We start from the raw sequence: 23,637 nt of genomic DNA on the forward strand, positions 1-23,637 counted from the left end.
TTCGATCCACTCTGGCAGAACAGGTGCGATGGCCGCCTAATCCTTAGGAGTACAGGGAGAGCACATCTCCCCTCTCCCACACCTTGCAGCGATGCCGGGCAAGCCCGGCATCGCCTGGAGAGGGGATCCCGCGCTATACTGTCTTGGTGGATATAAGATGGAAGCAGCGCGTCCAACCTTCATCTCACCCCATCACCAGCCCGCCATCCACGTACAAGACCTGCCCGGTGACGAAACGGCTGTCGTCGCCCGCCAGGAACAGCACCGGCCCGGCCACGTCCTCCGGCGTCGCGAGGCGGCGCAACGGGGTCTGGGCGATCAGCGCCTCGCGCACCGCTTCCGGCGTGTCCCGGCTCGCCTCGGTCGGGGTGACGAGGCCCGGCGCGACGCAGTTCACCCGCACGCCGACCGGTCCGAGCTCGGCCGCGAGGTTGCGGCTGAAGCCGACCAGCGCCGCCTTGGCGGTGGTGTAGTCGTGATACGGAATGCTCGGCCGTGCGACGAGGTCGCTCGCGAGGTTGACGATGCTTCCGCCGCTGCGCCGGGTCAGGAGCGGCAGCATCGCCTGGACGACCGTGTAGGTCGCCCGGACCGCGCCGTCGAACTGGCGCTGATAGGCCTCCCACGGCACGTCGCGGAAGCGCGGACGGCGGTCGGGATCGAAGCGGTAGGGCGCGAAGGCGTTGTTGACGACCGCGTCGAGCCGGCCGACCTCCTCGGCGATCCTGTCCGCCAGCCCCGCCACCGCATGGGCCTCGGTCACGTCGGCGGCGACCGTCAGCGCCTGGCCGCCGAGCGCCCGGCACCGCTCGGCCACGTCTTGCGCGGCGGCGTGGCTCTCGCGGTAGTTCACGATCACCAGGCCGCCCTCGGCGGCGAACGCCGTGGCGATCGCCGCGCCGATGCCGCGGCTCGCCCCCGTGACCAGGATGGCGCGGTCGCGGAACCTCACCGCGCGTCCTCCTTGGCCGGGATCAGGTCGCTCTTCACCACCTGGACCATGTCGAGCGTCTTGCCGATCAGGCCGAGCTGGCGGAACTGGTCGGCGCCCTGCTGCAGGATCGCCGGATCGAAATGGCCGAGGCCCTCGCGCTCGGTGGTCGGCGACACGCTCGACAGGTTGCGCAAGGCGATGACCTCGCGGTTGATCGCCTCGTCGCGGCCGTTGATCGCCCGGGTGACGGCGAGCCGCGCCGCCTCGTCGGGCTTGGCGATCATCCAGGCGGCGGAATCGCGGTAGGCGGCGAGGAAGCGCTTCAGCAGCGGCTTCTTCGCCTCGTAATCTTTTCGCGAGACCACGAAGATGTCGCTCGGCAGGTTGAGGTGGTCGCGCACCTCGATCACGTCGACCTCGCCGAGGCCCTTGGCGCGGCCGACGAGCAGCCCGGTATCGGTGGCCGCCGTCGCGTCGACCTGGCCCTGGATCAGGGGGGCGAAGTTGAGGAGGCCGGTCACCTCCACCGTCACGTCGCTCTCCTTGAGGCCGGCGCTCGCGAGCAGCAGCAGGAGGTGCTGGCGCGTGCCGCTCGCCAGGCTGTAGACGCCGACGCGCTTGCCCCTGAGATCGGCGGCCGTGCGGATGCCGCTTCTCTTGGGCGAGACGACGTTGAACACGTTCTGCGGGTAGATATTGTAGATCGCGACCAGATCCGCGCCCTTGTCGAGGGCGAGGTAGAGCGAGGCCGGATCGGTGAAGGCGATGTCGGCCTGGCCGGCCAGCAGCGCCTGGATCGCCGAGCCGCCGCCATTGCCCGGCACGTAGTCGAGGGCGATGCCGCGGGCCTTGAACAGGCCGTGATCGGGCTCGGCGAGCAGGTTGGTGATCTCGCTGATCGGCTGGCTCCAGCCCCCGACGGTGAATTTTTCGAGGGCCTGCGCGAAGGCCGGGGAGCCGAGCCACGTCAGCGCGAGAACGAGGAGCAGGCGTAGGGACGGCATCGTGTTCAACCTCTCGCGTAGCGTTTCAGGATCAGGGCTTCGACTCCCCGCGCGGCCTCGTAGACGGCCATGCCGAGGGCGGTGATCACCACGAACAACGCCACGATCAGGCTCGAATCCATCACGCTCTGCGCGGCGATGATCGAGGCGCCGAGGCCCTGGCGCCCGCCGACGAACTCGCCCACCACCGCGCCGACCAGCGCCAGCACGATGGCGACGCGGAACCCCGCCAGGATCACCGGCAAAGCCGAGGGCAGCTTCAGGCGCAGCAGCGTCCGGACCCGGCCCGCGCCGAGCATCCGGAACAGCTCGCGCTGGCCGGGATCGACCTGGGTCAGCCCGGTCAGGGTGTTCTCGAACAGCGGAAAGAAGCAGATCAGCGCGGTGATCACCACGGTCGGCGTCAGGCCGAAGCCGAACCACAGGATCAGCAGGGGGCCGAGCGCCAGCTTCGGCACCAGCTGGCTCGCCAGCACGTAGGGGCGCAGGACCCGGTGGAGCGCCGGCCACTCGGCGAGCAGGATGCCGGCGCCGAGGCCGAGGATCGTGCCGGCCAGGAGACCGAGCGCCATCTCCGTCGCGGTGACGCGCAGGTGCGGCCACAGCCGGCCGGAGACGATCTCGCCCCACAGCGTCTCGGCCACGGCGGAGGGCGGCGGCAGGACGAGGGGAGAGACGGCGCCCGACCGGCACCACGCCTCCCAGGCGGCGACGAGCCCGGCGAGCAGCAGGGCGGAGGCGAGGCGCGTCCTCACGCGGCCCGCCCGATCGCGGCGGAATCCATGATCCCGCGCAAGGACCGGCAGACGGCCCCGAAGGCGGGCTCGTAGCGGATGCCTGGGGGACGCGGCCGGGTCAGCGGCACCGCACCCTCGTGGATCAGGCGGCCTTCCGCCATCACGCCGACCCGGTCGCCGAGATAGACGGCCTCCGCGATGTCGTGGGTGACGAACAGGGCGGCGGTGCCGCTGGAGGCGCAGAGGCGCAGGAGGTCGTCCTGCAACTCCTCGCGGGTCAGCGCGTCGAGGGCGGCGAAGGGCTCGTCGAGGAGCAGCAGGTCCGGGCGGCCGACCAGCGCGCGGGCCAGCGCGACCCGGCTCTGCTGCCCGCCCGACAGGGCGCCGGGCCGGCGCTCCGCCAGCGCCCCGAGGCCCATCGCCGTCAGGAGGTCGCGGGCGGCGTCCCGGTCGGGGGCTTGCGGCCGGCGCCTGAGCGAGACCGGCAGCAGGACGTTGTCGAGGGCCGAGAGCCAGCCGAGCAGGGTCGGGGCCTGGAACACGAAGCCGACCCGCGGCGACGGCCCGGCGAGCGCCACGCCGTCGATCCGCACGATCCCGTCGTCCGGCGCCAGCAGCCCGGCGGCGAGCTTGAGCAGGGTGGTCTTGCCGCAGCCGCTGCGGCCGAGCAGGCAGTGGATCGCCCCGCGGGGAAGCCTCCAGTCGACCCCCGCGACGGTGTCGGCCGCGTCGCCCGGGAAGCGGTAGCGCACGCCCTCGAGCGACAGGAACGCGTCAGTCGGCATAGGGCGCGAAGCCTTCCGCCGCCGCCTCGGCGCCGGCCTCGATCTCCGTCACCGTGACGAGGTCGAGCAGGCTGAAGCGGCCGTCATGGTGCCAGCCGGCCTCCGGTGCGGTCATGCGGCCGATGGCCGAGATCCGGGTGACGCCGACGGCGGCGAGGTCGTCGGCGAGCGCCACGAGCCGCGCGGGCGCGGCGGCGATGCCGGCGGTCTGGAGATAGGCCCGGTGGGGGGCGACCAGGGCCGGCACCTCGGCGAGGTCGTCGACCGCCACCACGGCGAGGCTGCGGTTGAGGCCGGACGGGCTCAAGGTCGCGGGTCGGTCGAGCAGGACGACGCTCCAGGGATCGGCCGGGTCGCCGAGGAGGCTGGCGCAGCCATCCAGCGCCCGCATCTCGTGGCCGCTGCGCCAGGCGGCGATGGCCGAGGATTCGGCCTGATCGAGCCGTCGGCGCGGGTGTCGGCTCGCCAGGGCGGCGAGGGCGTGGGCGAGGTGACGGGCGAACTCGTCCGGCGCGGTCGCGCCGCCGCGCTCGACGAACAGCATCTGCGGCGCGTAGCAGCCCTGCTGCTCGTAGCGCACCATGTCGTGGGCAGCGAGCTGCGCCAGGGGACCGGCGCGGCGGCTGTCCAGCGCCTCGCGGCCGACCATCGCGAAGCCGATGCGGTGGCCGTGCGGCAGGAAGCGGGTCGTCACAGGCAGCTTGGCACGGAGCGCCGCCAGGGTGTCGTTGCCGCCATAGGCCATGACGCAATCCGCCGCCGTGAGATACGCGGCTTCCGCCCCGCCCGCGCCGCCCTTCCACCAGGTGATCGCCAGGCACTCGCCGAGTTCGGGGTCGGCCTCGGCGATGAGGTGCGCGAACCATCCGGCGGTCAGCGGCTCGGCCGAAGCGAGCTTGCCGACCGTGCCGGCCTTGACCAGCAGGCCGGCGACGAGGCTCCATAGCGGCAGGGCCGGGACGTTGCCGGCCCAGACATGGAGCAGCAGGTCGGGCCCCCGGGCCCGGACGAGCCCGCCCTTCACCGCCGGCTGGAAACCGTCGAGCACGCCGGGATTCGAAAAGTCCTCGGCGAGGAAGCGCAGCAGCTGCGGCTTGCGGAAGGTCTTGAGATAGCTCGTCAGGCCGAGCCGCACGGTCTCGCGGTCGTAGCCGGTGACGACCGGCAGCAGGGCCTCGGCCTTGCGGCGCAGGGGGTGGGCGCGGTCGAGCAGGCAGGCGCTCGCCCGGTCGATGGCCGCGACGATGCGGGCGGTCTCCATCCGCCGCAAGGTCTCGCGGGCGCGGGTGCGGACATGGGCGCACAGGGCGCTCGCCTGCGCGTCGCTCAAGTCCGGCAGCGCCACCGCGACGGTCTCGCCCCAGGCGCGGTGCTCGACGACGCGCCGGCCGACCGCCTCCGAGAAGATGTCCGGCAGGTGGCCGGCCTGCTCGACCGCGCTCATCCCTGTGCGGCGGCCAGGAACTCGGCGACCGCCACCGAGCAGCCGCGCGAGGCCGAGCCCTCGACCCGGCCGAGCAGCCGGAAGCCGCCGGGCACGATCACCCCGGCATCCTCGGTCAGGATCGCCGAGACCGAATTGAAATGGGCGAGGTCGTGGTGGACCAGAACGCCGGTCTCGCCCTCAGGGACATCCGCGCCGGTGAGCGGATCGACGACGCGGCTGCGGATCCAGTGCGGGCCGGACTTCACCGGTGGGCAGACGGCGTTGCCGTCGTCGTAGAACTGGGTGCTCAGTTCGGTCATGCCGTACATGTTGAGGCAGGACTCGCGCGGCACGCCGAAGGCCTCCGACAATGCATCGTAGAACGCATCGGGCTCGATCTCCCGCGACTGGCCCTTGAAGCCGCCGGTATCGAAGAGAAAGCTGCCCGGCGGCAGGGCGAAGCGACGGCCCTGCGCGGCGAGCGCATCCATGACCGGGACGAAGGCGTAGGTCGCGCCCAGCAGCGCGGTGGGCTCGCCCGAGGCCTCGGCCTCCGAGAGCGCGGCGAGCAGCGCGTCGAGGTCGAGGCCGCCGGGGCCGACGAAGACCGCGCTGTCCGGCGTGCCGAACCGATCCTTCGCCAGGGCGAGGTAATGGGCGAGGGAGGAGTTCGGCAGGGCCGCCTCGTCCGGGAACAGGATCCCCATCCTGATCCGCTCGCGCCCCCGCATGATCCGGGCGGCGAAGCCGCTGAGCATCGAGGCGTCGTAGACCGCGAGCGTCGGGTGGTAGCTGCGGCCGTGCCCGCTCCCGGTCGTGCCGCTCGTCATGAACACCCGCTCGGCCGCGTCCGGCGGACAGCAGCTCAAGGTGAGGTCCTTGAACGCCTTGATCGGCACCGCCGGGATGTCGCGCCAGCGCCGCACCGTGAGCGGCGTGCGCCCGCGCTGTTGCGCGAAGCGGCGATAGGGCGCGTTGTGGGTGAACTGGTAGGCGAAGACCCGCAGAGCGACCGCCTCGAACTCGGCGTCGGTCGCCCCCGGCCGGCCGATGACAGCGAGCAGGGCATCGACGATCTCGGCTTGCGACATGACGGCCACCTCGCGCCCGCCTCGGGCGACGGCCAGGCCGTGAGCGGAGATCATGCGCGATCAAGACGGCGTCGTCGGCCGTGAAGGCCCGTGCCGGTCCCGCATCCCTACGCCGGCATGACCCGGATCAGGTTCATAGGGTCACCGCGGCGCCCGGACGGATCCGGACCGGCGGAATCTCAGCCCCCTCGCGAGGCTCCCCTGGGAGCCGGGGAGAGTGGGGGGCGCGGGGCTGAGTGTCAAGTTGGGCGCGCCAGCCCCTCGGCGAGCCGCCGGAACGCGTCGAGGGCCTTGGAAAGGACCGCCCCCGGCTCGTCCGAGGCCGCGACCCAGAGGGCGGCGTGGAGCGAGGCGCCGTTGAGGAGCCGCGCGGCCGCTTCCGGATCGACCGGCGGGATCGCCCCGTCCGCGACGAGGGCCCGGATGCGCCGGGTCGTCTCGGCGAGGCAGGCATTCTGGCTCGGCCAGCGCGAGGGATCGCCGAGTACCGCCGGGCCGTCGAGGAGCAGGATGCGCTGGATCTCCGGCTCCAGCGCCATCTCGACATAGGCCCGGTACTCGTCGAGGAGCCCGCGCCACGGCGTCGACGCCCGCTCGCCGACGGCCCGCAGCCGCGCCGCCATCTCGGCGTCGATCTGGTCGATGACCGCCTGGAGCAACCCCTTCTTGTCGCCGAAATTGTGGTAGAGCGCGCCCCGCGTCAGCCCCGCCGCCGCGGTGAGATCGTCCATCGACGCCGCCGCGTAGCCCTTGGCCGCGAAGGCCTCCCTGGCGGCCCGGACGAGCTTCCCCCTCGTCTCCTCCATCATCTGCGCACGCTTGCCCGCCACCCGACATGTCCTCTCTGGCATACGCATCGTATGTGAATTGACATACGGCGCGTATCCATGTTCATTCGCATACGGTCCGTATATCAACTCACGGGCCGCAGGAGCAATCCATGGTACGGTCGAAGCGCGACGCGGTCTTCCCGCCCGGACGGCAGGCCCTCTACGACAAGCACCGCTACTCGGCGGCGATCCGCTCCGGCGATCTGCTGTTCGTCTCCGGGCAGGTCGGCAGCCGGGAGGACGGCTCGCCCGAGCCGGATTTCGAGGCACAGGTCGCCCGGGCCTTCGCCCGGCTCGCCTCGGTGCTGGAGGCGGCCGGCTGCACCTTCGACGACGTCGTCGACGTGACCACCTTCCACACCGATCCGGAATCGCAGTTCGACGCGGTGATGCGGGTGCGGGACTCCGTGATCGGCGCGGCGCCCTACCCGAACTGGACCGCCGTCGGCGTGACCTGGCTCGCCGGGTTCGACTTCGAGATCAAGGCGATCGCCCGGATCCCGGCCGCCGCCTGACCGGGTCAGGACTTCGCCGCCGCCCCGTCGGGGAGGCCGGCCTTGACCCGGACGTAGAAGGCCAGCAGCGCCACCGGCACGCCGATCAGCGAGGTCAGGACGAAGAACCAGGGAAAGCCCGTCCGCTCGACGATGAAGCCGGAAAACCCCGCCAGCACGCTGCCCGGAAAGGCGCAGAGCGAGGTGAGGAGCCCGAACTGGCTCGCCGCGTGCTCGGTCGAGGCGAGGCTCGACATGTAGGTGATCAGCACCACCGAGGCGAAGGCGTAGGCGAACCCGTCGATGCCGACGGTGATCGCGAAGGTCCAGAACGCCTGGCCACCGTCGCCGCCATGGGCGGCGAGGTAGGCCAGGCTCAGATGCGAGGCCGAGGCCGCGATGGTGCCGACGAGGAGGCTCGGCAGCATGCCGATCCGCGGGATGAGGGCGCCGGCCAGGAAGGTGCCGCCGAGCCCGATCCAGAACCCAAACAGCTTGGTGACGGTGGCGATGTCGGTGTTGGAGAAGCCCTGGTGCTTGAACAGCGGCACCGCCATCGCGGTCGCGATGTAGCCGGGCATGCGGAATCCCGCGACCAGCAGGAGGATCGCCGGCGCCATCGGGCCGAGCCGGCGCAGGAGGTCGCGGATCGGTGCCCAGACCGTCTCGACGAGGCCGGCCCGCGGCGGCGGGGCCTCCCGGTCCGAGGGCGGCTCGGGGGCGAGCACGGCCGCGACCATCCCCACCGACATCAGCGCGCCCATGGCGAGATAGGCGCCGCGCCAGCCGATCCTGTCGGCCAGCAGCAGCGCGCCGGCCCCCGCCGCGAGGTTGCCGATCCGCCAGCCGATCTCGGTCCAGGACGACAGCACGGCCTGCGTCTCGGGCGGCCGCACGCTGGTGATGCGCCAGCCGTCGATGACGAGGTCGAGGGTCGCGCCGGCAAACCCCAAGGCCACCGAGAATGCGATCGTCCAGGCGAGCCAGTGCGCGGGATCGCCGAAGGCGATGCCGGCGAGCATCGCCATCACGCCGAGTTGCGCCGCGACGATCCAGCCGCGCCGCCGGCCGAGCCATCGCCCGAGCAGCGGCGGGTCGGTGCGGTCGAGGAACGGCGCCCACAGGAACTTGAACTTGTAGGCCAGGGTCATCTCACTCAGGATCCCGATCGTGGCGATCGAGATGCCGGCGTCAGAGAGCCAGGCGGCCTGCGTCCCGTAGACGAGCAGGAACGGGATGCCGGAGGTGAAGCCGAGCCCGAGGGCCGGCGCGATCCGCCGGTCGGTGAACAGGGCCGACCAGAACGGCGTGCTCGCGGGGGATGTGGCGGCCGGTGCGGTCATGCTCGGTCGGGCTCGCGGGAGGGCGGCGCTACGGCTCAGGTCGGGACATCCTGCCATAACCGGCCCGCGTGATCGCCGTTCCGCGGGGGCGGAACGCGTCACACGTCAATCGCGCACGGCTTCCGCCCGCGGCACCCCGGCCCCCGCCCGCCCGAACGGCGTCTCCGCCACCCGTGGCGCGAACCGGAACAGGCCGGCGGGCGCGACCGCCTCCAGTTCTCCCGCTGCCAGGTCGCGGGCGATCACCACCACGAAGGACGCCGCCTCCTCGCCGGGCCGGCCGAAGGGCCGCGGGCGGGAGAACAGCGTGCCGACGCTCTCGACCAGCAGCGGGCGGTCCGCTTCGACGACCTGCACCAGGCCCTTGAGGCGCAGGAGCCGCTCGCCGAGATGGCCGGCGAGGTTGTCGAGCCAGGCCGCCAGATCGTCGTAGGGGAGGGCGGTGGTCGGCCGGGCGAGCCAGACCGCGACGCGGGGATGGGCGCCGCCGGGTTCCGAGGCCAGCAGGGCTGGATCGAGGCCGGCGCCTGAGAGCGGCGCGAAGGCCGCCGCGACCGCGCGTCTGCGGTCGGGGTCTGCCACCGTCTCGGCGAGCGGGTTGAGGCCCGCCACCGCCGCCCGGGCCTCCGCGAGCCGGCCCGGCGGCGCGGCGTCGAGCTTGGTGAGCACGATGCGGTGGGCGGCGGCCCACTGCGCCGCGGCCTCCTCGAACCCAGCCGTCTCGGGTCCGCGGAGCGCATCGTAGGTGGCGACGACCGAGACCCGCATCGGGAACCCGGCGAGGCTCGCGAGCTGGCGCAGGACCGGGCCGGGCTTCGACAGGCCGCTCGTCTCCAGCACGATCCTTCGCAGCGGGCCCGAGGCCTCCGGCCGCTCGGCGGCGAGCAGCGCCTCGACGGTGCGGGCGAGATCGCTGGTCATCTGGCAGCAGACGCAGCCATTCGCCAGCATCGTCATCGGCACGTCGAGTGTGACCTGATCTGTGCTCTCGCGCAGGATCAGCCCGTCGAGGCCGATCTCGCCGGCCTCGTTGACGATGATCGCGGTGTCGGCCGCCTCCGGCCGCGTGAGGTAATCGCGCAGGAGCGTCGTTTTCCCTGAGCCGAGGAAGCCGGTCAGGACGACGAAGTCGAGGATGTCGGTCACGGCGCCGCCTGATCGGTCTTGGCGTATTGGCTCGGCACCGCCTCGTCCCAGGTCGCCTTCACCAGCGCGCGCACGTCGGCGAGCAGCTCGGCGGTGTCGTAGATCACCCCGTCCTTGATCGTGTACTTGAGCCCGCGGTGCCAGGTGGCGCCGTTCGTCGCCTCGTCGAGGCGCAAGGCGCCCGTGCCGTAGAGCAGCTTGAAGTCGGTGAGCGGGTTGTGATCGTGGACCAGGAGGTCGGCGCGCTTGCCGACCTCGACGGTGCCGATCTCGTCCTCGAGCCCGCACAGGGCGGCGCCCTGCGAGGTCGCGGCGCGCACCACTTCGAGCGGGTGGAAGCCCGCCTCCTGCAGCAGTTCCAGCTCGCGGATATAGCCGAAGCCGAAGATCTGATAGATGAAGCCGGAATCCGAGCCCGCGCAGACCCGGCCGCCGCGGTTCTTGTACTCGTTGATGAACGCCATCCAGAGCCGGTAGTTCTCCTTCCACTCGATCTCGTTCTGGGTCGACCAGCGATACCAGTACGAGCCGTGGCCGCCGCGCTGCGGCGTGAAGTAATCCCACATCGACTTCCAGGTATACTCCTTGTGCCAGTCGGCCTGGCGCGCCCGCATCAGGTCGCGGTTGGCGTCGTAGATCGTGAAGGTCGGCACGAAGGTGAAGCCGAGTTCCAGGAACCGCTCCAGGGTCTCGTTCCACTTCTTCGAGCCGGGCTCCGCGCCCTGGCGGAACATCTGGCCGGAGACCGAGAAGCGGAAATACTCGTCATTGTAGTCATAATCGAGCGGGAAGTTCTGCACCACCCGGTCCTCGAACAGCGCCTCGGGCAGCCCGTAATAGTGCTCGGCACTGGTGAGGCCCCAGCCGGCGGTGGTGAGCGCGTTCATCCGCGTCACCGCCATCTGGGCGTGGTGGCAGCCCGACTTCAGCCCGAGCTTCGCGCACTCGTCGAGGGCGGCCTCCATGATGGCGGGCGGTGCCCCGAAGAACTTCACCCCGTCGGCGCCGCGCTCCTTGAGCTTGCGCAGCCACGCCCGCCCTTCATCCGGGGTGTGGATCAGCTTCAGCATGTCGTTGACGGCCGGGAAGTAGCTGTAGGCCAGGAGCCGCGGCGCCGCGATCTCGTTGGCGTCCGCGCGCTTCTTCTGGTCGAGCATCCAGTCGAGGCCGTTGAACGAGCCCATCTCGCGCACCGTGGTCACGCCGTGGGCGAGCCAGAGCTTGTAGACGTACTCGACCGGCGGCACCCAGCCGTTGGCGGCGTGGTAGGCGACGCCGGCATGGGCGTGGCAATCGACGAAGCCGGGGGTCACCCACTTGCCGCGGCAATCGATCTCGTGGTCGCCGGGCGCGGGCCGGTTGGCATTCGTCGCGAGGTTGCCGGTGACCTTCTTGAGCTGAACGATGCGGCCGTTCTCGACCACGATGTCGGTCGGGCCGATCGGCGGCGCGCCGGTGCCGTCGATGACGGTGGCCGCCCGCAGCACCAGCCGCTTGTGCGGCCCGATCCCGCGGTCGCGGGAGGTCGAGGGCACCAGGGGCGGCTGGCCGGCCCTGGTCCGCTCGGCGGCGAGCTCGTTGCCGGCCGGGATAGGGGCGTCGCTCATGGTGGTCTCCCGTGCTTTTGTTAGATCTAATCGGCCTGCGCCGTGACGGTCACCGGTTCGGCGCCGGGCACGATGCGAGAGCGAGGCCGCTCAGCGGGCGTAGCGGCGGCCGAGGAGGGCGGTGCCGAGCACCGTCAGCAGCAGGGTCGCGGCGAGCAGGATGAAGGCCAGCGCAGCGCCGAACGGCCAGTTCATGCCCCGGGAGAACTGGTCGTAGACGGCGGGCGCCATCATCTTGAACTGCGAGCCGCCGAGCAGCACCGCGGTCGCGTAGGTGTTCATGCACAGGATGAAGACGAGGACGCAGCCCGCCACCGTGCCGGGCAGCGCCAGCGGCCATACCACGCGGCGAAACACCGTCAGCGCGCTCGCCCCGAGATTGGCCGCCGCCTCCTCGACCGCCCGCGGGATGCTCTCGATCACCGAGGACAGGGTCAGGATCATGTAGGGCAGCACCACCGCGATCGTGCCGACCGCCACCGCCCCGGGGGTGTAGATCAGTTGCAGCGGCTGCGAGATCAGGCCGAGGCCGCGCAAGGAGGCGTTGATGAACCCGTCATTGCCGAGCAGCCCGAGCCAGCCCGCCGCCCGCACGACGTTGCCGACGAGGAGCGGGATCAGGGTCATGACGGTGACGAGGCTCTTCCAGCGGCTCTCCATCCGGGCGAGCCGGTAGGCCGCCGGGAAGCCGAGCGCCAGGGTCAGGGCCGTGCAGGCGAAGGCCATGAGCAGCGTCGTGCCCATCACGCCGCGGTAATACGGGTCCGAGACGGCGTTGAGGTAGTTCTGCGCCGTCGTCGCCTCGATCATCAGCTGCGTCGGGCTGTACTGGTTGAGCGAGATGCGCGCGAGCAGCACCATCGGGCCGACCAGCAGCGCGGCGACGACGAGGAAGGCCGGCAGGATGAGGGCGAACACGGCGGACCTTTGGTTTCGAAGGATCGTCGATTGCCGGCGGAGGAGATGCGGTCATCACCCCTCCACCCCATAGGGTCATTCCGGGCTCCGCGACGCGGCCCCGGAATGACGCGGAGGATGGAATGCCTGTCGAGCAGGTCAATCCAACAGCTTACGCCTTGAATTCCTTGTTCCAGAAGTCAGAGAACGCCCCCTGCTGCGCTTGCATCGTCGCATAGTCGAGCGGGCGGAGCTTGGCCTGCTGGGCTTCCGTCAGGCTGATCTGCTTGGCCAGGTCCTCGGGCAGCTTGGCGTCCTTGACGGTCGGCACGTAGCCCATCTTGCGGGCGAAGGCGACCTGGGCCTGCGGGTCGAGCATGGCGTTCAGGTACTTGAAGGCGCCGTCCTTCGCCCGCGAGTTCTTCGGCACGCCGGCTTCGAACAGGATCGGCAGCGCGCCCTCCTCGGGAATCGCCATCTCGACCGGGATCCCGGCCTGCTTCCACATGAAGCCGCGGGCGAGCCACATCAGCGAGATCCACACCTCCTCGGACTTGAGCGCCGCGGCCAGGGTCTCGTTCGAGGGATAGACCTTGGGCTGGAGCGCCTTCAGGTCCATCAGGGCGGCCTTGCCCTTGGTGAAGTCGGTCGGCGTGCCGCCGGCCCCGATATTGGCGCCGGCCATGTTGAAGTTCCAGAGGATGTCGGAGAGGCCGACCCGGCCCTTGTATTTCGGGTCGAAGATGTCGGCGTAGCGGGTCGGCGGCGTCGTGACCTTGCTCGGGTTGTAGAGCACGACCAGCGCCGAGTAGATGTGCGGGATCGAGTGCGGCTTGCGGAAGACGTCGACCACCTGCGACAGCCGCGGCACCTCGGCGACCGGCACGGTCTCCAGCACGCCGAGCTGGCTCAGCATGTAGCTGTCGATGTCGTTGATGCAGGCGACGTCCATGCTGGAGCGGCGGCTGGTGCGCTCGGCGATCAGCTTGGTGCGGCGGGGATCCTGGTTGGCGATGTCCTGCGACACCTCGATGCCCTGCGGCTTCATCAGCGGGACGTCGATGTTCTGCTGCAGGAGCGCGCCGTAATCGCCGCCCCAGGTGCCGACGACGATCGACGAGGACTGCGCCCGGGCGGGGAGGGTGCCGGCGAGGCCGAGGGCGGCGGTGCCGGCGACCAGGGAGCGACGGGTGATCATCGGGCGGGGCTTTCTGCTGCGGGGATGACGCGGGCCGCATCGGCGGCCCAGGTGATGCGGACGGGATCGCCGGCGGCGAGGCGGCGCCGGGGATCGTCGCCCAAGGGGGTGGAGGTCACCGCGACGATCGCCTCGCCGGCGAGGTCCAGGTGATACTCGGTGCGGGCGCCGAGATAGGTCACGGCCCGCAGCCGGCCGGAGCCGGCGGGATCGGGCGCGACCTCGATCCGCTCGGGCCGGATCGCCAGCATGCCGTCCGGGGCGGCCGTGCCGGGCGCGCAGGGGACGGCGGCGCCGCTCGCCAGGCGGAACACCTCGGCGCCCTCGCGGGTGCCGCCGAGCAGGTTGCAGCGCCCGACGAAGCCGGCGACGAAGGTGTTGGCCGGGCGCTCGTAGAGGTCCTCGGCGCTGCCGACCTGGAGCACGCGGCCGTGCTCCATCACCACCAGCCGGTCGGCCATGGCGAGGGCTTCGTCCTGGTCGTGGGTGACCATCAGGGTGGTGAGGCCGAGGCGCGTCTGCAAGTCGCGGATCTCGAGCCCGACCTCGGAGCGCAGCTTGGCGTCGAGGTTCGACAGCGGCTCGTCGAGGAGGAACACCGCCGGGCTCACCACCAGCGCGCGGGCGAGCGCGACGCGCTGCTGCTGCCCGCCGGAGAGCTGGCGCGGCAGCCGGTCGGCGAGCGCGTCGAGGCGGACCAGCCGCAGGGCCTCGGCGATGCGCCGGTCGCGCTCGGCCTTGCCGACCTTCCGCATCTCGAGCCCGAAGCCGACATTGTCGGCGACGCTCATATGCGGGAACAGCGCGTAGGACTGGAACACCATGCCGGTGTCGCGGGCATAGGGCGGCAGCCGCGTCACGTCGCGCCCGCCGATCACGACGCGGCCGGCGGTCGGCTCGATGAAGCCCGCGACCATCCGCAACGTCGTGGTCTTGCCGCAGCCGGAGGGGCCGAGGAGCGCCACGAGTTCGCCCTGGCGGATGTCGAGGTCGACGCCGGCGACGGCGGTCGCCTCGCCGTAGCGCTTGGTGACGCCGTCGAGGAGGAGCGTGCCCATCAGACGATCCGCGAAAGCTTCACGAACCGGTCGGTGACCAGCATCAGGATCGTCACCATCAGGATCTGCGCGGTCGCGACGGCGGCCAGGGTCGGGTCCATTCGGAATTCCAGGTAGCTCAGCATGGCGACGGGCAGCGTGGTGCGACCCGGGCCGACGAGGAGGAGGTTGAGTTCGAGGTTCTCGAAGCTCGCCACGAAGGAGAACAGGGCCGCCGCGACGATGCCGGGCCGCAGCATCGGCAGGGTGATGCGCCGGAACACCGTGAGCGGACGGGCGCCGAGATTGGCCGCCGCCTCCTCCGCCGCGCGGTCGAGGCCGGACAGGCTCGCGGTGACGAGGCGCACCGTCCAGGGGATCGTGATCAGCACGTTGGCGGCGACGAGGCCGCCCAGCGTCGCCTTGATGTCCAGGTCGAGCCAGTCCTCGGCCCGGAGGTAGAACATGTAGAGGGCCGAGCCGGCGACGATCGCCGGCACCGCGAGCGGCGCCAGCAGGAAGGTGCTGATGATACCGCGGCCCGGGATGTTGCCCCGCACCAGCGCCAAGGCCGCGGCCGTGCCGAGCGGCACCCCGATCGCGGTCGCGGCGAGCGCGATCTGGAGCGAGGTGAGGAAGCCGCGGGCGAAGTCGCGCTGCGCCCAGGCGTTGAGGTACCAGCGCCAGGTCAGGCCCTCCGGCGGGAAGGTGACGATCTCCTGGTCGAAGAACGAGGTGACGATCACCATCACGATCGGCGCGAAGACGATCGCGTAGGCGAGGACGAGAGCGGCGGAGACGGCGAGGCGGCCGAGCCGGACCGACAGGCCGGGACCGGCCGCGGCCGGGGCTGTCGCGGCGGAGGAGAGGGAGGCGACGCTCATGCGGTTCACGGTTTGAGGTCGGAAGGCTGCGGCGCAGCTGACCTATTTGTAAGACAGGTGCCGGGCCTGCTGGCAAGACAGGCGTTGGCCTCGTTGGCAAGACGGATGCCAAGCGGCGGCCCGGGATCCGGCCTGCTCACGCCACCGCCTCGCGGAAGCGCGGGCCGGCGAAGGCGGCGTCGCCCGCCGGGCCGGCGATCAGTTGCGGCAGCACCGCCTTCCAGGCCTCGACCAGGTCGCGGTAATAGTCGGGATCGGGGCGCAGCACCGTCTGCACGCCCATGCCGCGCATCAGGTTCACCGTGAGGTTCAGGATGATCCGGGCCTCCCGGGGCGGCCGCGCGTCGGCATCGCAGAACTCGGCCCAGATCGCGTCGAGGGCGGCGTGGAAATGCTGCACCACCGGGATCAGCGATTCCCGCAGCGCGACGTCCGTGCGCGCCTCGTTGATCAGTTCCAGCGAGAGATGGAAGAACCGGCCGGAGAAGAGCGGCCACAGGAAGTCGAGGAAATCGGCGAGCGGCAGCGTCCCTGAGCGCACGTCCCGCGACACCGACCGGATTTCGGCGGTGCCGTCGTCGAGCAGGGTCTCGAGCGCCGCCCGCACGAGGTCGGCCCGGGTCGGGAAATGGTGCAGCAGCGCCCCGCGCGAGACCTGCGCCCGCGCGGCGATCGCCTGGGTCGTCGCCGCGTGGTAGCCGACGGCGTGGATCTCGTCGATCGTCGCGCGCACCACCCGCTCGCGGGTGGCGAGGCTGCGCGCCTGCGGTGGCCGTCCGGTCCGCGTCACCGATCCTCCGGGCATGGGCGCCTGCGAAAAAAACAAGCTTGCCTGTTTTTTTCGCTCTGTCCAGTGTGTCGCCGGGCGTCGCGCGCCCTCATCCCCCGGTCGCGCCGTACCGGAGCACGACCCGACCGCGCTGCGAGCGGGCGGTGCTCCAAGCTTCCGATTGTCCCGCATGTTCTGCGACGAACCGGTATCCACGTCGTCGGACAATGCTCTGGAGAAGAGACCGCCCGCATGAGCGCCGACCTCGTCCTGTTCAGCAACGCCCGGATCCTCGACGGCACCCACGACACCGCGCTGGAGGGCCAGGACGTGCTGGTCGAGGGCGGTACGATCCGCGAGGTGTCGGACCGGCCGCTGACCGCATCCACGGCCCGGGTGATCGACCTCGCCGGCCGCACGCTGATGCCGGGCCTGATCGACTGCCACGTCCACGTCATCGCGACGATCCCCGATCTCGGCGCCAATGCCGACCTGCCGGACTCGCTCGTGGCTCTGCGCACCGCCAAGATCATGCGCGGGATGCTGATGCGCGGCTTCACCACCGTGCGCGATCTCGGCGGGGCCGATCACGGCCTGGTGATGGCGGTGCGCGAAGGCCTGATCGACGGCCCGCGTCTCGTGATCTGCGGCAAGGCCCTGTCGCAGACCGGCGGCCACACCGACTATCGCGGCCGCTACCATGCCCGCGACGTGAGCCATTACGGCACCAAGCTCGGCGCGATGGGGCGGGTCTGCGACGGGGTCGACGCCGTGCGCCGGGTGGCGCGCGAGGAGATCAAGGCCGGGGCGGACTTCATCAAGATCATGGCCAATGGCGGCGTCTCCTCGCCGACCGACCCGATCGCCTTCCTGGGCTACTCGGTGGACGAATTGCGGGCGATCGTCGAGGAGGCCAACAACGCCCAGACCTATGTCGCGGCCCATCTCTACACCGACGAGGCGATCCGCCGGGCGGTGGAGAACGGGGTGATCTCGGTCGAGCACGGCAACCTGGTGCGCCCTGAGACCGCCCGGCTGATCCGCGAGAAGGGCGCCTACGTGGTGCCGACCAATGTCACCTTCGACGCGCTCGCCAAGGAGGGCGCGTCCCTCGGCTTGCCGCCGGCCTCGGTCGCCAAGATCGAGGACGTGCGCGAGGCGGGCCTTGCCGCCCTCGAGACCCTGCGCGACGCCGGCGTGATGATGGCCTACGGCACCGACCTCCTCGGCGAGATGCACCGCCACCAGTCGGAGGAGTTCGTGATCCGCGGCCGCTGCCTGCCGGCGATCGAGGTGATCCGCTCGGCCACGATCAACGCCGCCAAGGTCGTGCGCCTGGAGGGCAAGGCCGGGCTGGTGGCGCCCGGCGCCTTCGCCGACCTGATCGTGGTCGACGGCGATCCCCTCGCCGACCTCTCGCTGCTGACCGGCCAGGGCCGGCACATGCGGGCGATCATGATCGACGGGCGCTTCGTGAAGGACGATCTGGCCGCCTGACCGGCGCGAGGGCCGCTCGCCCTCCGCAGGGGTGTCCGGGGGAGGTGACGGGCGCGGGATCCTCCTCCGACGGCCTTCCCGCCGGCGGTAAGGGGAAGATCCCGCGCTTCGTCCGGCGATGATGGCGTGCCGTCCCGCCGCGCAGAGGGTCCTGCGCGCTCGGACGGCCCGCGGTCTCAGCAGCAGCCCGACTTGACGCTGCCGCAGGTATGGGCCGGCGGCGGGCAGACCGGCGCCGGCGGCGGGCAGGGCGGGGGGCAGGCCGGCTTGCAGCAGCCGCCGGCGATGGAACCGAGGGACTTGGCGTCGAGCGTCTTCATGATGCCATTCTCTGTTGTCGGCAGATCTCAGGTCGCTGCCGTGGTTAAAAATTCCTTGATTTGACGAAATATGTCCAGGCCTTCCCGAATGCCGTTACATACAGAAAACATTGGAAACATGAGAATGATAAGCTGCGCAATGGCTTGATCTGTTAGATCTTTGCGTACGTAGGTATTCTTTCCCGCGGGGTCGGGCGCACCGCCCGCACCGGCGCCCGTTCGGGCTTGCCTTGCGCCTTCGAACGGATCCGTCCGAAGGCGCGGCGGTATGAGAGCCTTTTCCGACGAGACGGATGCCGGACCGTTGCGGACAATGCGCCACAATCAGGGGCATGCAGCCAGAACACCAGCCGCTTGACCGTGCGGAGGGCCGTCGAGGGAGGCGAGTGCTCCCGCCTCCGGAGGCGTAAGCCGCCGGCGAGGTCAGCCGATATCGCTTCCGTCGAGGATGGCGCGCAGAGCCGCGACATGCGCCAGGTAGGCCGCATAGCCCGCCTTTGTCACGGCGACCCGTGTTCGTGGACGCTTCCCCTCGAAATCCTTGGTCACCGCGACGTAGCCCGCGCCTTCGAGTGTGGCGATATGGGCACCGAGGTTGCCGTCCGTCAGGCCGAGCAGAGCCCGCAGGCGCTTGAACTCCAGCAAGCTCCCCTCAGGACTCGCGGCGAGGGCTGCCATGATCCGCAGCCGTGCCGGCGTATGAATGATCGCGTCGAGATCGCCAGGCATCTGTCCAGACATCAGGTTGGGTCACGCCGCGCCAACAGCAGGCCGGCAGCAACCAGGCCGCCGCCGCCGAGCAGGCCGGCATAGAGCAGGAACCCCGTGGGCGGCATCGCGAAACCCGCGAGGAACAAGGCTGTCAAGGCGCCGCCCAGGACCGCGAGCAACGGCCCGCGCCAGAGTCCGGCGACGAGGTAGGCGAAGCCCGTGACGGTGCCCGCATAGATGCCGACGGCATTCGCATGCCCCGAGAGCAGGACGAAGGCCCAGAGCGCGGCATAGGCGCTCATGAGCATCGCCGAGACGCTGTAGCGAGCGCCGAGCCCGACGCGCCGCTCCCGGCCGGTGCGGCGCTGCACGAGAGCGAGAAGAAGCGTCGTTGCCCAACCCAGGGCGGTCACGGCCAGCCAGATGGTGCCCGTGCGCTCGGGCGCGAGAAAGGTGCCGACGAATCCCGCCATCCAGGCGAGACCCCAGAGCATGAGGTAGGGGCTGGCCCGACCGTAGGTGATGGCGGCAAGCAGGCGGCTCTCGCCGTCATCCGCCGCGGCCAGAGCGAGACGTGCGTCGTCGCGCGCTTGGGCCGAGTTCGGGGTCGTCATGGGATGTCTCCTATCTACAGATAACTCTGTAATACAGAGTGTTCTGCCGCTCAAGATGTCTCGCGACCGACATGGCGGGGGCGTCGCCTGCGAGGCCCGCGCGGCTCTCCGGGGCGACCGGTCAGGGCGGGATGCGCGAACCGCCCGCCTACCCGGATCAGGACGGATCTCTCGGGCGGTCAGGCGGGCGCCCGCACCACCCGCGCCCCCGCCTCCTCGGCCTCCGCGCATTGCGCCTCCGTCGCGCCGGCATCGGTCACCAGGGTCCAGCGCCGCGGCAGCGGCGCCCAGGCGCCTTGCGTCGCGCGGCCGAGCTTGGACGAATCCATCAGCACCACGACCTCGGCCGCCTGCTCCATCATCAGCGACTTGAGCGAGACCTGCTCGATCGCCGCCTCGCACAGGCCGCGGCCGGCGACGAAGCCGTCGCCGCTCACCACCGCCTTGTCGGCGGTGAGACGGCGCAGGGAGGCTTCCGCCAGTGGGCCCAGCGTGCTCATGCTGCCGGGGCGCACCGCGCCGCCGAGCACCGTGAGCGCGAGGCCGGGCATGCCGGCGAGCACGCCCACCAGCGACAGGTTGTTGGTGATGATCGCGTGGCGGCGCCCCACAGCCCCGGCCCCGGCCACGAGCCCCGCCCCGAAGGCCGCCACCGTCGAGCCGCCGTCGAGGACCAGGATGTCGTCCTCGGCCAGCAGGGCCAGGGCGGCCTTCGCGATCGCGGCCTTCTCGGGCCGGGCCTGCGCCTCGCGCTCCGGCAGGCTGGTCTCGGGAAGGGGGTGTGCGATCACCGCGCCGCCATAGGTGCGCCGGATCGTCTTCTCGCTCGCCAGCTGCTGCAGGTCGCGCCGGATCGTCGAGGCGGAGACGCCGAAGCGTTCCGCCAGCTCCTCGACCACGACCTCGCCGGCCTGAAGCGCCTCCAGCAGCAGCGGGTGACGGTGCCGGCCGCGGGTCATGGGCGTCAGACCGCCCGGCGCGGGGCGAGGTCGACCGCCTGGCGCAGGGCCTCGACCAGCGAGCCCTCGTCGGCAATGCCCTTGCCGGCGATGTCGAAGGCGGTGCCGTGATCGACCGAGGTGCGGATCACCGGCAGGCCGACGGTGATGTTCACCCCCGCCTCCAGCCCCAGCACCTTGATCGGGCCGTGGCCCTGGTCGTGGTACATCGCCACCACGATGTCGTAGTCGCCCCGGCCGGCGAGGAAGAACAGCGTGTCGGCGGGCAAGGGTCCCTCGACCCGCCAGCCCTTCGCGCGGCAGGCCTCCACGGCTGGCGTAATCTTCTCCGCCTCCTCGCCGCGGCCGAACAGGCCGTTCTCACCGGCATGGGGGTTGATCGCGCAGACGCCGATCCGCGGATTCGCGATGCCGGCCTTGACCAGGGTGTCGTGCCCCCGGGCGATCACCCGCTCGACCAGCCCCGGCTCGATCCGCGCGATGGCGTCGATCAGCCCGATATGCGTCGTGACGTGGATCACCCGGAGCTTGGGCGAGACCAGCATCATCGAGACCTCCGGCGTGCCGGTGAGCTCGGCCAGCAGCTCGGTATGGCCCGGATACTTGTGGCCGGCGGCGTGCAGGGCCTCCTTGCTCAAGGGGGCCGTGCAGATCGCGGCGGCCTGGCCGGCCTGGACGACCTGGACGGCGCGCTCGATGTAGCGGAACGCCCCCTCGCCGGAGACCGGCGAGACCTGGCCGAACGGATGCCCCGGCGGGATCAGCCCGAGATCGACGCACTCGACGGTGCCGGGGGCGTGGACCGCCTCCCCGGGCGAGGCGATCGGCCGGACCGTGAGGGAGGTCCCGACGATGGCGCCGGCCTCGCGCAGGCGCTCCGCATCGCCGATCACCACCGCCCGGCAGAGCGCCGCGATGTCGGGCCGGGCGAGCGCCTTCATGATGATCTCGGGCCCGATGCCGGAGGCATCGCCCATGGTGATCGCGACGGTCGGTCGGCTCATGTCGGAGACCCTTCGTGTCTGATGGCCCGGAGGTGATGGATAGCGCGCGCGAGCGTGTCCTCGCTGCCGAAGGCGCCGGCCTTGGTGACGATCGGCACCGTGATGCGCCCCCGCGTCACGCCGAGGGAGACACCGGGCTCGATCTCGTCGATCAGCACCAGGCCCTCGACCCCGAAATGGGCCAGCAAAGCCGCCGCGGTCTCGCCGCCGGTGGCCACGAGGCCGCCGAGATGGCGGGCGGTCGGGGCGAGCAGCGCGCCGAGGGACGCGGCGAGGCGCGATCCGACGCGCAGATCCGGCGCCTCGCCCATCGCGACCTCGACCAGCACGTCGTCCCCGACCGCGAGGCGCGCCGCCACGGTCGCGCACCAGCCTCGGCGCTCGTCTTCGTCGGCGCCGAGCAGCCAGTCGGGCGCGACCGGGACGTGGCGCATGCGCGGCTCCGCCGCGAGCTTGCGGGCCGCCGCGCGGGAGATCGCCGCCAGGCTCCCCACGACCACGAGCGTGCCGCCCGGGCCGCTCGCGACGGAAGGGGCCGGGGCGGGCGGTGCCGGCTCGGCCGCCGCGAGGGCGTGGGCGAGGCCGGCGCTGCCGATCCAGAGCGGGCCCTTGCCCAGGGTCTCGTGCGTGCCGAGGGCGAGGCCGGCGGCGGCGATGCGCGCGAGGTCGTCGTCCCGCGCCGCGTCGACCACCGCGACCGCCGAGTCCCGGGCGGCAGCGGCGAGGGCCGCGCGCAACGCGTCGTCCCCGGCCCGCACGGTGTCGAGAGCGATCAGCGTGCTCGCGAGGCCGGCCGCGTCCAGCATCGCGGCGAGTGCGCCGGTCGGGTAGGTGTGGTCGCGGCGCCAGAGCTCGGTCTCCTCGAGCGGACGGCCCGCGACCAGGATCCGCCCGTCCCTCGTGGTGCGCCCGGTCGCCGGGAAGGCCGGCGCCAGGATGCCGAAGGCCGCGCCCGCGTGCTCGCGCACCACCGCCAGGGTGGCGGCGAGTTCCGCCGCCGGCTGCCCGCGCAGGGTCGAGTCGATCTTCTTGAACACCCGCACGTCCGGGCGGTGCAGCCGACCGGCGAGGGCGGCGTGGCGCGAGGCGGCTGCCGCCGCGCCGAGCTGCCGGCTGTCGGCGTCATGGGACACGACGTCCTCCTCCGCCGCGCCGCCGGCCTCGCCCCATTGCACGACCGCCGAGCGGCCGCGCCGGGCGAAGGCGATGGCGCAATCGGCCGCGCCGGTGAGGTCGTCGGCGAGAATGAGCCAGCGGGACGCCATGGCTCAGGCCCGCTCCGGCACCGGCGGAGCCGCGTCCAGCTCGGCCGCGGCCTCGGGCTCGACCGGCTCGCCGAAGTGCCGGGCGGTCCAGGCGGTGGCGAGCGGCGTCAGGATCGCGGTGACCACCACGGTCGCGGCCACCAGCACCGTCGCGGGCGCTGCGGCCTCGGCATAGGCCGGGTTGGCGGCGGCGATGATCGCCGGCACCGCGGCGGCATTGCCGGCGGTCGAGCAGGCGGCGACGCCGGCCACCCCGGTGCCGCCGGTGAGCCGGTCGGCGAAGAACAGCGGGATGCCGGTCACCACCACCACGGCGACGCCGAGCCCGAGGCCGAGCAGCCCCGCCTGCCAGATCTTGGTCAGGTCGAGCCCGGTGCCGAGGGCGAAGGCGAAGAACGGGATCATCACCGGCACGGCGCGGCCGAGGAAGGCGCGCATCTCGCGGTCGAGGTTCCCGAGGATCATGCCGACGACCAGCGGCAGGATGCTGCCGACCATCGTCTGCCAGGGAAACGCCGACAGGCCGGCGACACCGAGGGTCAGCATGGTGAGGAAGGGCCCGGATTCGAGGCACATGATCGTATAGGCGCCGACATCCCGCGGCCGGCCGTACTGGCCCATCAGCGCCATGTAGAGCCCGCCATTGGTGTCGTTCATGGCGGCCACGATCGCCAGCGTCGAGAGCCCGGCGAACACGCCGGCCCCGATCGGCGCCTCGCCGAGCAGCCGGCCGAAGATCACCCCGAGGATCATCGCGACCCCGACCTTCACGACGAGCAGCGTGCCGCCCTTCTTCACGATGTAGGGCGTGGCGCGGAAATCGATGCTCGCGCCCATGCAGACGTAGAACACCGCGAGGATCGGCAGCGCCCCGGTGAACAGGGCCCCGGTGAACGAGCCGAACACCTTCGGGGTGGTCGGGAACAGGGTGGCGATCACCGCGCCGACGAGCAGCGGCACCACCATCATCCCGCCCGGCACGCGCTCGATCGCGCGCTTGATCCGTACCTCGCCCATGCGTTCCTCCTTTGCGCGGATCGCGCATGAAGTGCGCGATAGGCTGCTGTTAGCGCCTGATGGGCGCA

Annotated in this window: 24 protein-coding genes and 1 riboswitch; of the genes, 2 read left to right on the forward strand and 22 right to left on the reverse strand. The window is 71.4% G+C overall.

What is annotated here, in order from left to right; all coding sequences use genetic code 11:
- Positions 1-184 precede the first annotated feature (184 nt).
- The 7 genes from FF100_RS01985 to FF100_RS02015 form a co-directional block, all read right to left on the reverse strand.
- Positions 185-952 (reverse strand): SDR family oxidoreductase, encoded by a 768-nt coding sequence (locus FF100_RS01985; protein WP_139033877.1) that lies wholly within the window; start codon positions 950-952, stop codon positions 185-187.
- Complete coding sequence (locus FF100_RS01990; RefSeq protein ID WP_139033878.1) at positions 949-1,938, reverse strand: ABC transporter substrate-binding protein; 990 nt, start codon at positions 1,936-1,938, stop codon at positions 949-951. The genes FF100_RS01985 and FF100_RS01990 overlap by 4 nt, the downstream gene beginning before the upstream one ends.
- Positions 1,939-1,943: 5 nt before the next feature.
- Positions 1,944-2,693 (reverse strand): ABC transporter permease, encoded by a 750-nt coding sequence (locus FF100_RS01995; protein WP_139033879.1) that lies wholly within the window; start codon positions 2,691-2,693, stop codon positions 1,944-1,946.
- Positions 2,690-3,460 (reverse strand): ABC transporter ATP-binding protein, encoded by a 771-nt coding sequence (locus FF100_RS02000; protein ID WP_139033880.1) that lies wholly within the window; start codon positions 3,458-3,460, stop codon positions 2,690-2,692. The genes FF100_RS01995 and FF100_RS02000 overlap by 4 nt, the downstream gene beginning before the upstream one ends.
- A complete protein-coding gene (locus FF100_RS02005) occupies positions 3,450-4,904 on the reverse strand; it encodes an acyl-CoA reductase (RefSeq protein ID WP_139033881.1) in 1,455 nt (484 codons plus the stop codon). The genes FF100_RS02000 and FF100_RS02005 overlap by 11 nt, the downstream gene beginning before the upstream one ends.
- Complete coding sequence (locus tag FF100_RS02010) at positions 4,901-6,031, reverse strand: LuxE/PaaK family acyltransferase (RefSeq protein WP_205824731.1); 1,131 nt, start codon at positions 6,029-6,031, stop codon at positions 4,901-4,903. Before FF100_RS02010 ends, FF100_RS02005 begins: the two co-directional genes overlap by 4 nt.
- Positions 6,032-6,081: 50 nt before the next feature.
- Positions 6,082-6,180: riboswitch (TPP riboswitch) on the reverse strand.
- Between the two features lie 36 nt (positions 6,181-6,216).
- Complete coding sequence (locus FF100_RS02015) at positions 6,217-6,828, reverse strand: TetR/AcrR family transcriptional regulator (protein ID WP_425463275.1); 612 nt, start codon at positions 6,826-6,828, stop codon at positions 6,217-6,219.
- An 89-nt stretch (positions 6,829-6,917) separates the two neighbouring features.
- On the opposite strand from FF100_RS02015, the gene FF100_RS02020 reads away from it, so the two are divergent.
- Positions 6,918-7,322: a RidA family protein gene (locus tag FF100_RS02020; protein WP_139033882.1), complete on the forward strand. Its 405-nt coding sequence runs from the start codon at positions 6,918-6,920 to the stop codon at positions 7,320-7,322.
- A gap of 5 nt (positions 7,323-7,327) precedes the next feature.
- Here FF100_RS02020 and FF100_RS02025 read toward each other — a convergent pair whose 3' ends face one another.
- The 8 genes from FF100_RS02025 to FF100_RS02060 form a co-directional block, all read right to left on the reverse strand.
- Positions 7,328-8,644: an AmpG family muropeptide MFS transporter gene (locus FF100_RS02025; RefSeq protein WP_139033883.1), complete on the reverse strand. Its 1,317-nt coding sequence runs from the start codon at positions 8,642-8,644 to the stop codon at positions 7,328-7,330.
- A 105-nt stretch (positions 8,645-8,749) separates the two neighbouring features.
- Entirely contained in the window at positions 8,750-9,790 is a 1,041-nt protein-coding gene (locus tag FF100_RS02030) for a CobW family GTP-binding protein (protein WP_139033884.1), read from the reverse strand.
- Positions 9,787-11,397, reverse strand: coding sequence for an amidohydrolase family protein (locus FF100_RS02035; RefSeq protein WP_139033885.1), 1,611 nt, complete (start codon positions 11,395-11,397; stop codon positions 9,787-9,789). The genes FF100_RS02030 and FF100_RS02035 overlap by 4 nt, the downstream gene beginning before the upstream one ends.
- Before the next feature lie 90 nt (positions 11,398-11,487).
- A complete protein-coding gene (locus FF100_RS02040) occupies positions 11,488-12,315 on the reverse strand; it encodes an ABC transporter permease (protein ID WP_139033886.1) in 828 nt (275 codons plus the stop codon).
- Positions 12,316-12,466: 151 nt separating this feature from the next.
- Positions 12,467-13,492 (reverse strand): extracellular solute-binding protein, encoded by a 1,026-nt coding sequence (locus tag FF100_RS02045; protein ID WP_139033887.1) that lies wholly within the window; start codon positions 13,490-13,492, stop codon positions 12,467-12,469.
- Positions 13,489-14,550, reverse strand: a complete 1,062-nt coding sequence (locus tag FF100_RS02050; RefSeq protein ID WP_139033888.1) for an ABC transporter ATP-binding protein — start codon at positions 14,548-14,550, stop codon at positions 13,489-13,491. The genes FF100_RS02045 and FF100_RS02050 overlap by 4 nt, the downstream gene beginning before the upstream one ends.
- A complete protein-coding gene (locus tag FF100_RS02055; protein WP_139033889.1) occupies positions 14,550-15,413 on the reverse strand; it encodes an ABC transporter permease in 864 nt (287 codons plus the stop codon). Before FF100_RS02055 ends, FF100_RS02050 begins: the two co-directional genes overlap by 1 nt.
- A gap of 136 nt (positions 15,414-15,549) precedes the next feature.
- Positions 15,550-16,203, reverse strand: coding sequence for a TetR/AcrR family transcriptional regulator (locus tag FF100_RS02060; RefSeq protein WP_139033890.1), 654 nt, complete (start codon positions 16,201-16,203; stop codon positions 15,550-15,552).
- A 231-nt stretch (positions 16,204-16,434) separates the two neighbouring features.
- Here FF100_RS02060 and FF100_RS02065 point away from each other — a divergent pair, with 231 nt between their 5' ends.
- Positions 16,435-17,679, forward strand: coding sequence for a metal-dependent hydrolase family protein (locus tag FF100_RS02065; protein WP_139033891.1), 1,245 nt, complete (start codon positions 16,435-16,437; stop codon positions 17,677-17,679).
- A gap of 176 nt (positions 17,680-17,855) precedes the next feature.
- Here FF100_RS02065 and FF100_RS36855 read toward each other — a convergent pair whose 3' ends face one another.
- From FF100_RS36855 to FF100_RS02095, 7 genes are all read right to left on the reverse strand, one after another.
- Entirely contained in the window at positions 17,856-17,999 is a 144-nt protein-coding gene (locus FF100_RS36855) for a hypothetical protein (RefSeq protein WP_171070015.1), read from the reverse strand.
- Between the two features lie 423 nt (positions 18,000-18,422).
- Positions 18,423-18,740, reverse strand: coding sequence for a winged helix-turn-helix domain-containing protein (locus tag FF100_RS02070; protein WP_246101871.1), 318 nt, complete (start codon positions 18,738-18,740; stop codon positions 18,423-18,425).
- Positions 18,740-19,324: a hypothetical protein gene (locus FF100_RS02075; protein WP_139033892.1), complete on the reverse strand. Its 585-nt coding sequence runs from the start codon at positions 19,322-19,324 to the stop codon at positions 18,740-18,742. The genes FF100_RS02070 and FF100_RS02075 overlap by 1 nt, the downstream gene beginning before the upstream one ends.
- Positions 19,325-19,503: 179 nt before the next feature.
- Positions 19,504-20,283 carry a DeoR/GlpR family DNA-binding transcription regulator gene (locus FF100_RS02080; protein ID WP_139033893.1) on the reverse strand — a complete coding sequence of 260 codons (780 nt, stop codon included), beginning with the start codon at positions 20,281-20,283 and terminating at the stop codon, positions 19,504-19,506.
- Between the two features lie 5 nt (positions 20,284-20,288).
- On the reverse strand, positions 20,289-21,287 hold the full coding sequence (pdxA, locus tag FF100_RS02085) for a 4-hydroxythreonine-4-phosphate dehydrogenase PdxA (protein WP_139033894.1): 999 nt from the start codon (positions 21,285-21,287) through the stop codon (positions 20,289-20,291).
- Complete coding sequence (locus tag FF100_RS02090; protein WP_139033895.1) at positions 21,284-22,552, reverse strand: four-carbon acid sugar kinase family protein; 1,269 nt, start codon at positions 22,550-22,552, stop codon at positions 21,284-21,286. The genes pdxA and FF100_RS02090 overlap by 4 nt, the downstream gene beginning before the upstream one ends.
- A 3-nt stretch (positions 22,553-22,555) precedes the next feature.
- Positions 22,556-23,569 (reverse strand): 2-keto-3-deoxygluconate permease, encoded by a 1,014-nt coding sequence (locus FF100_RS02095; protein WP_139033896.1) that lies wholly within the window; start codon positions 23,567-23,569, stop codon positions 22,556-22,558.
- Positions 23,570-23,637: the final 68 nt, after the last annotated feature.

The organism is Methylobacterium terricola, from assembly GCF_006151805.1.
In the GTDB taxonomy this organism is placed as follows: Bacteria; Pseudomonadota; Alphaproteobacteria; order Rhizobiales; family Beijerinckiaceae; genus Methylobacterium; species Methylobacterium terricola.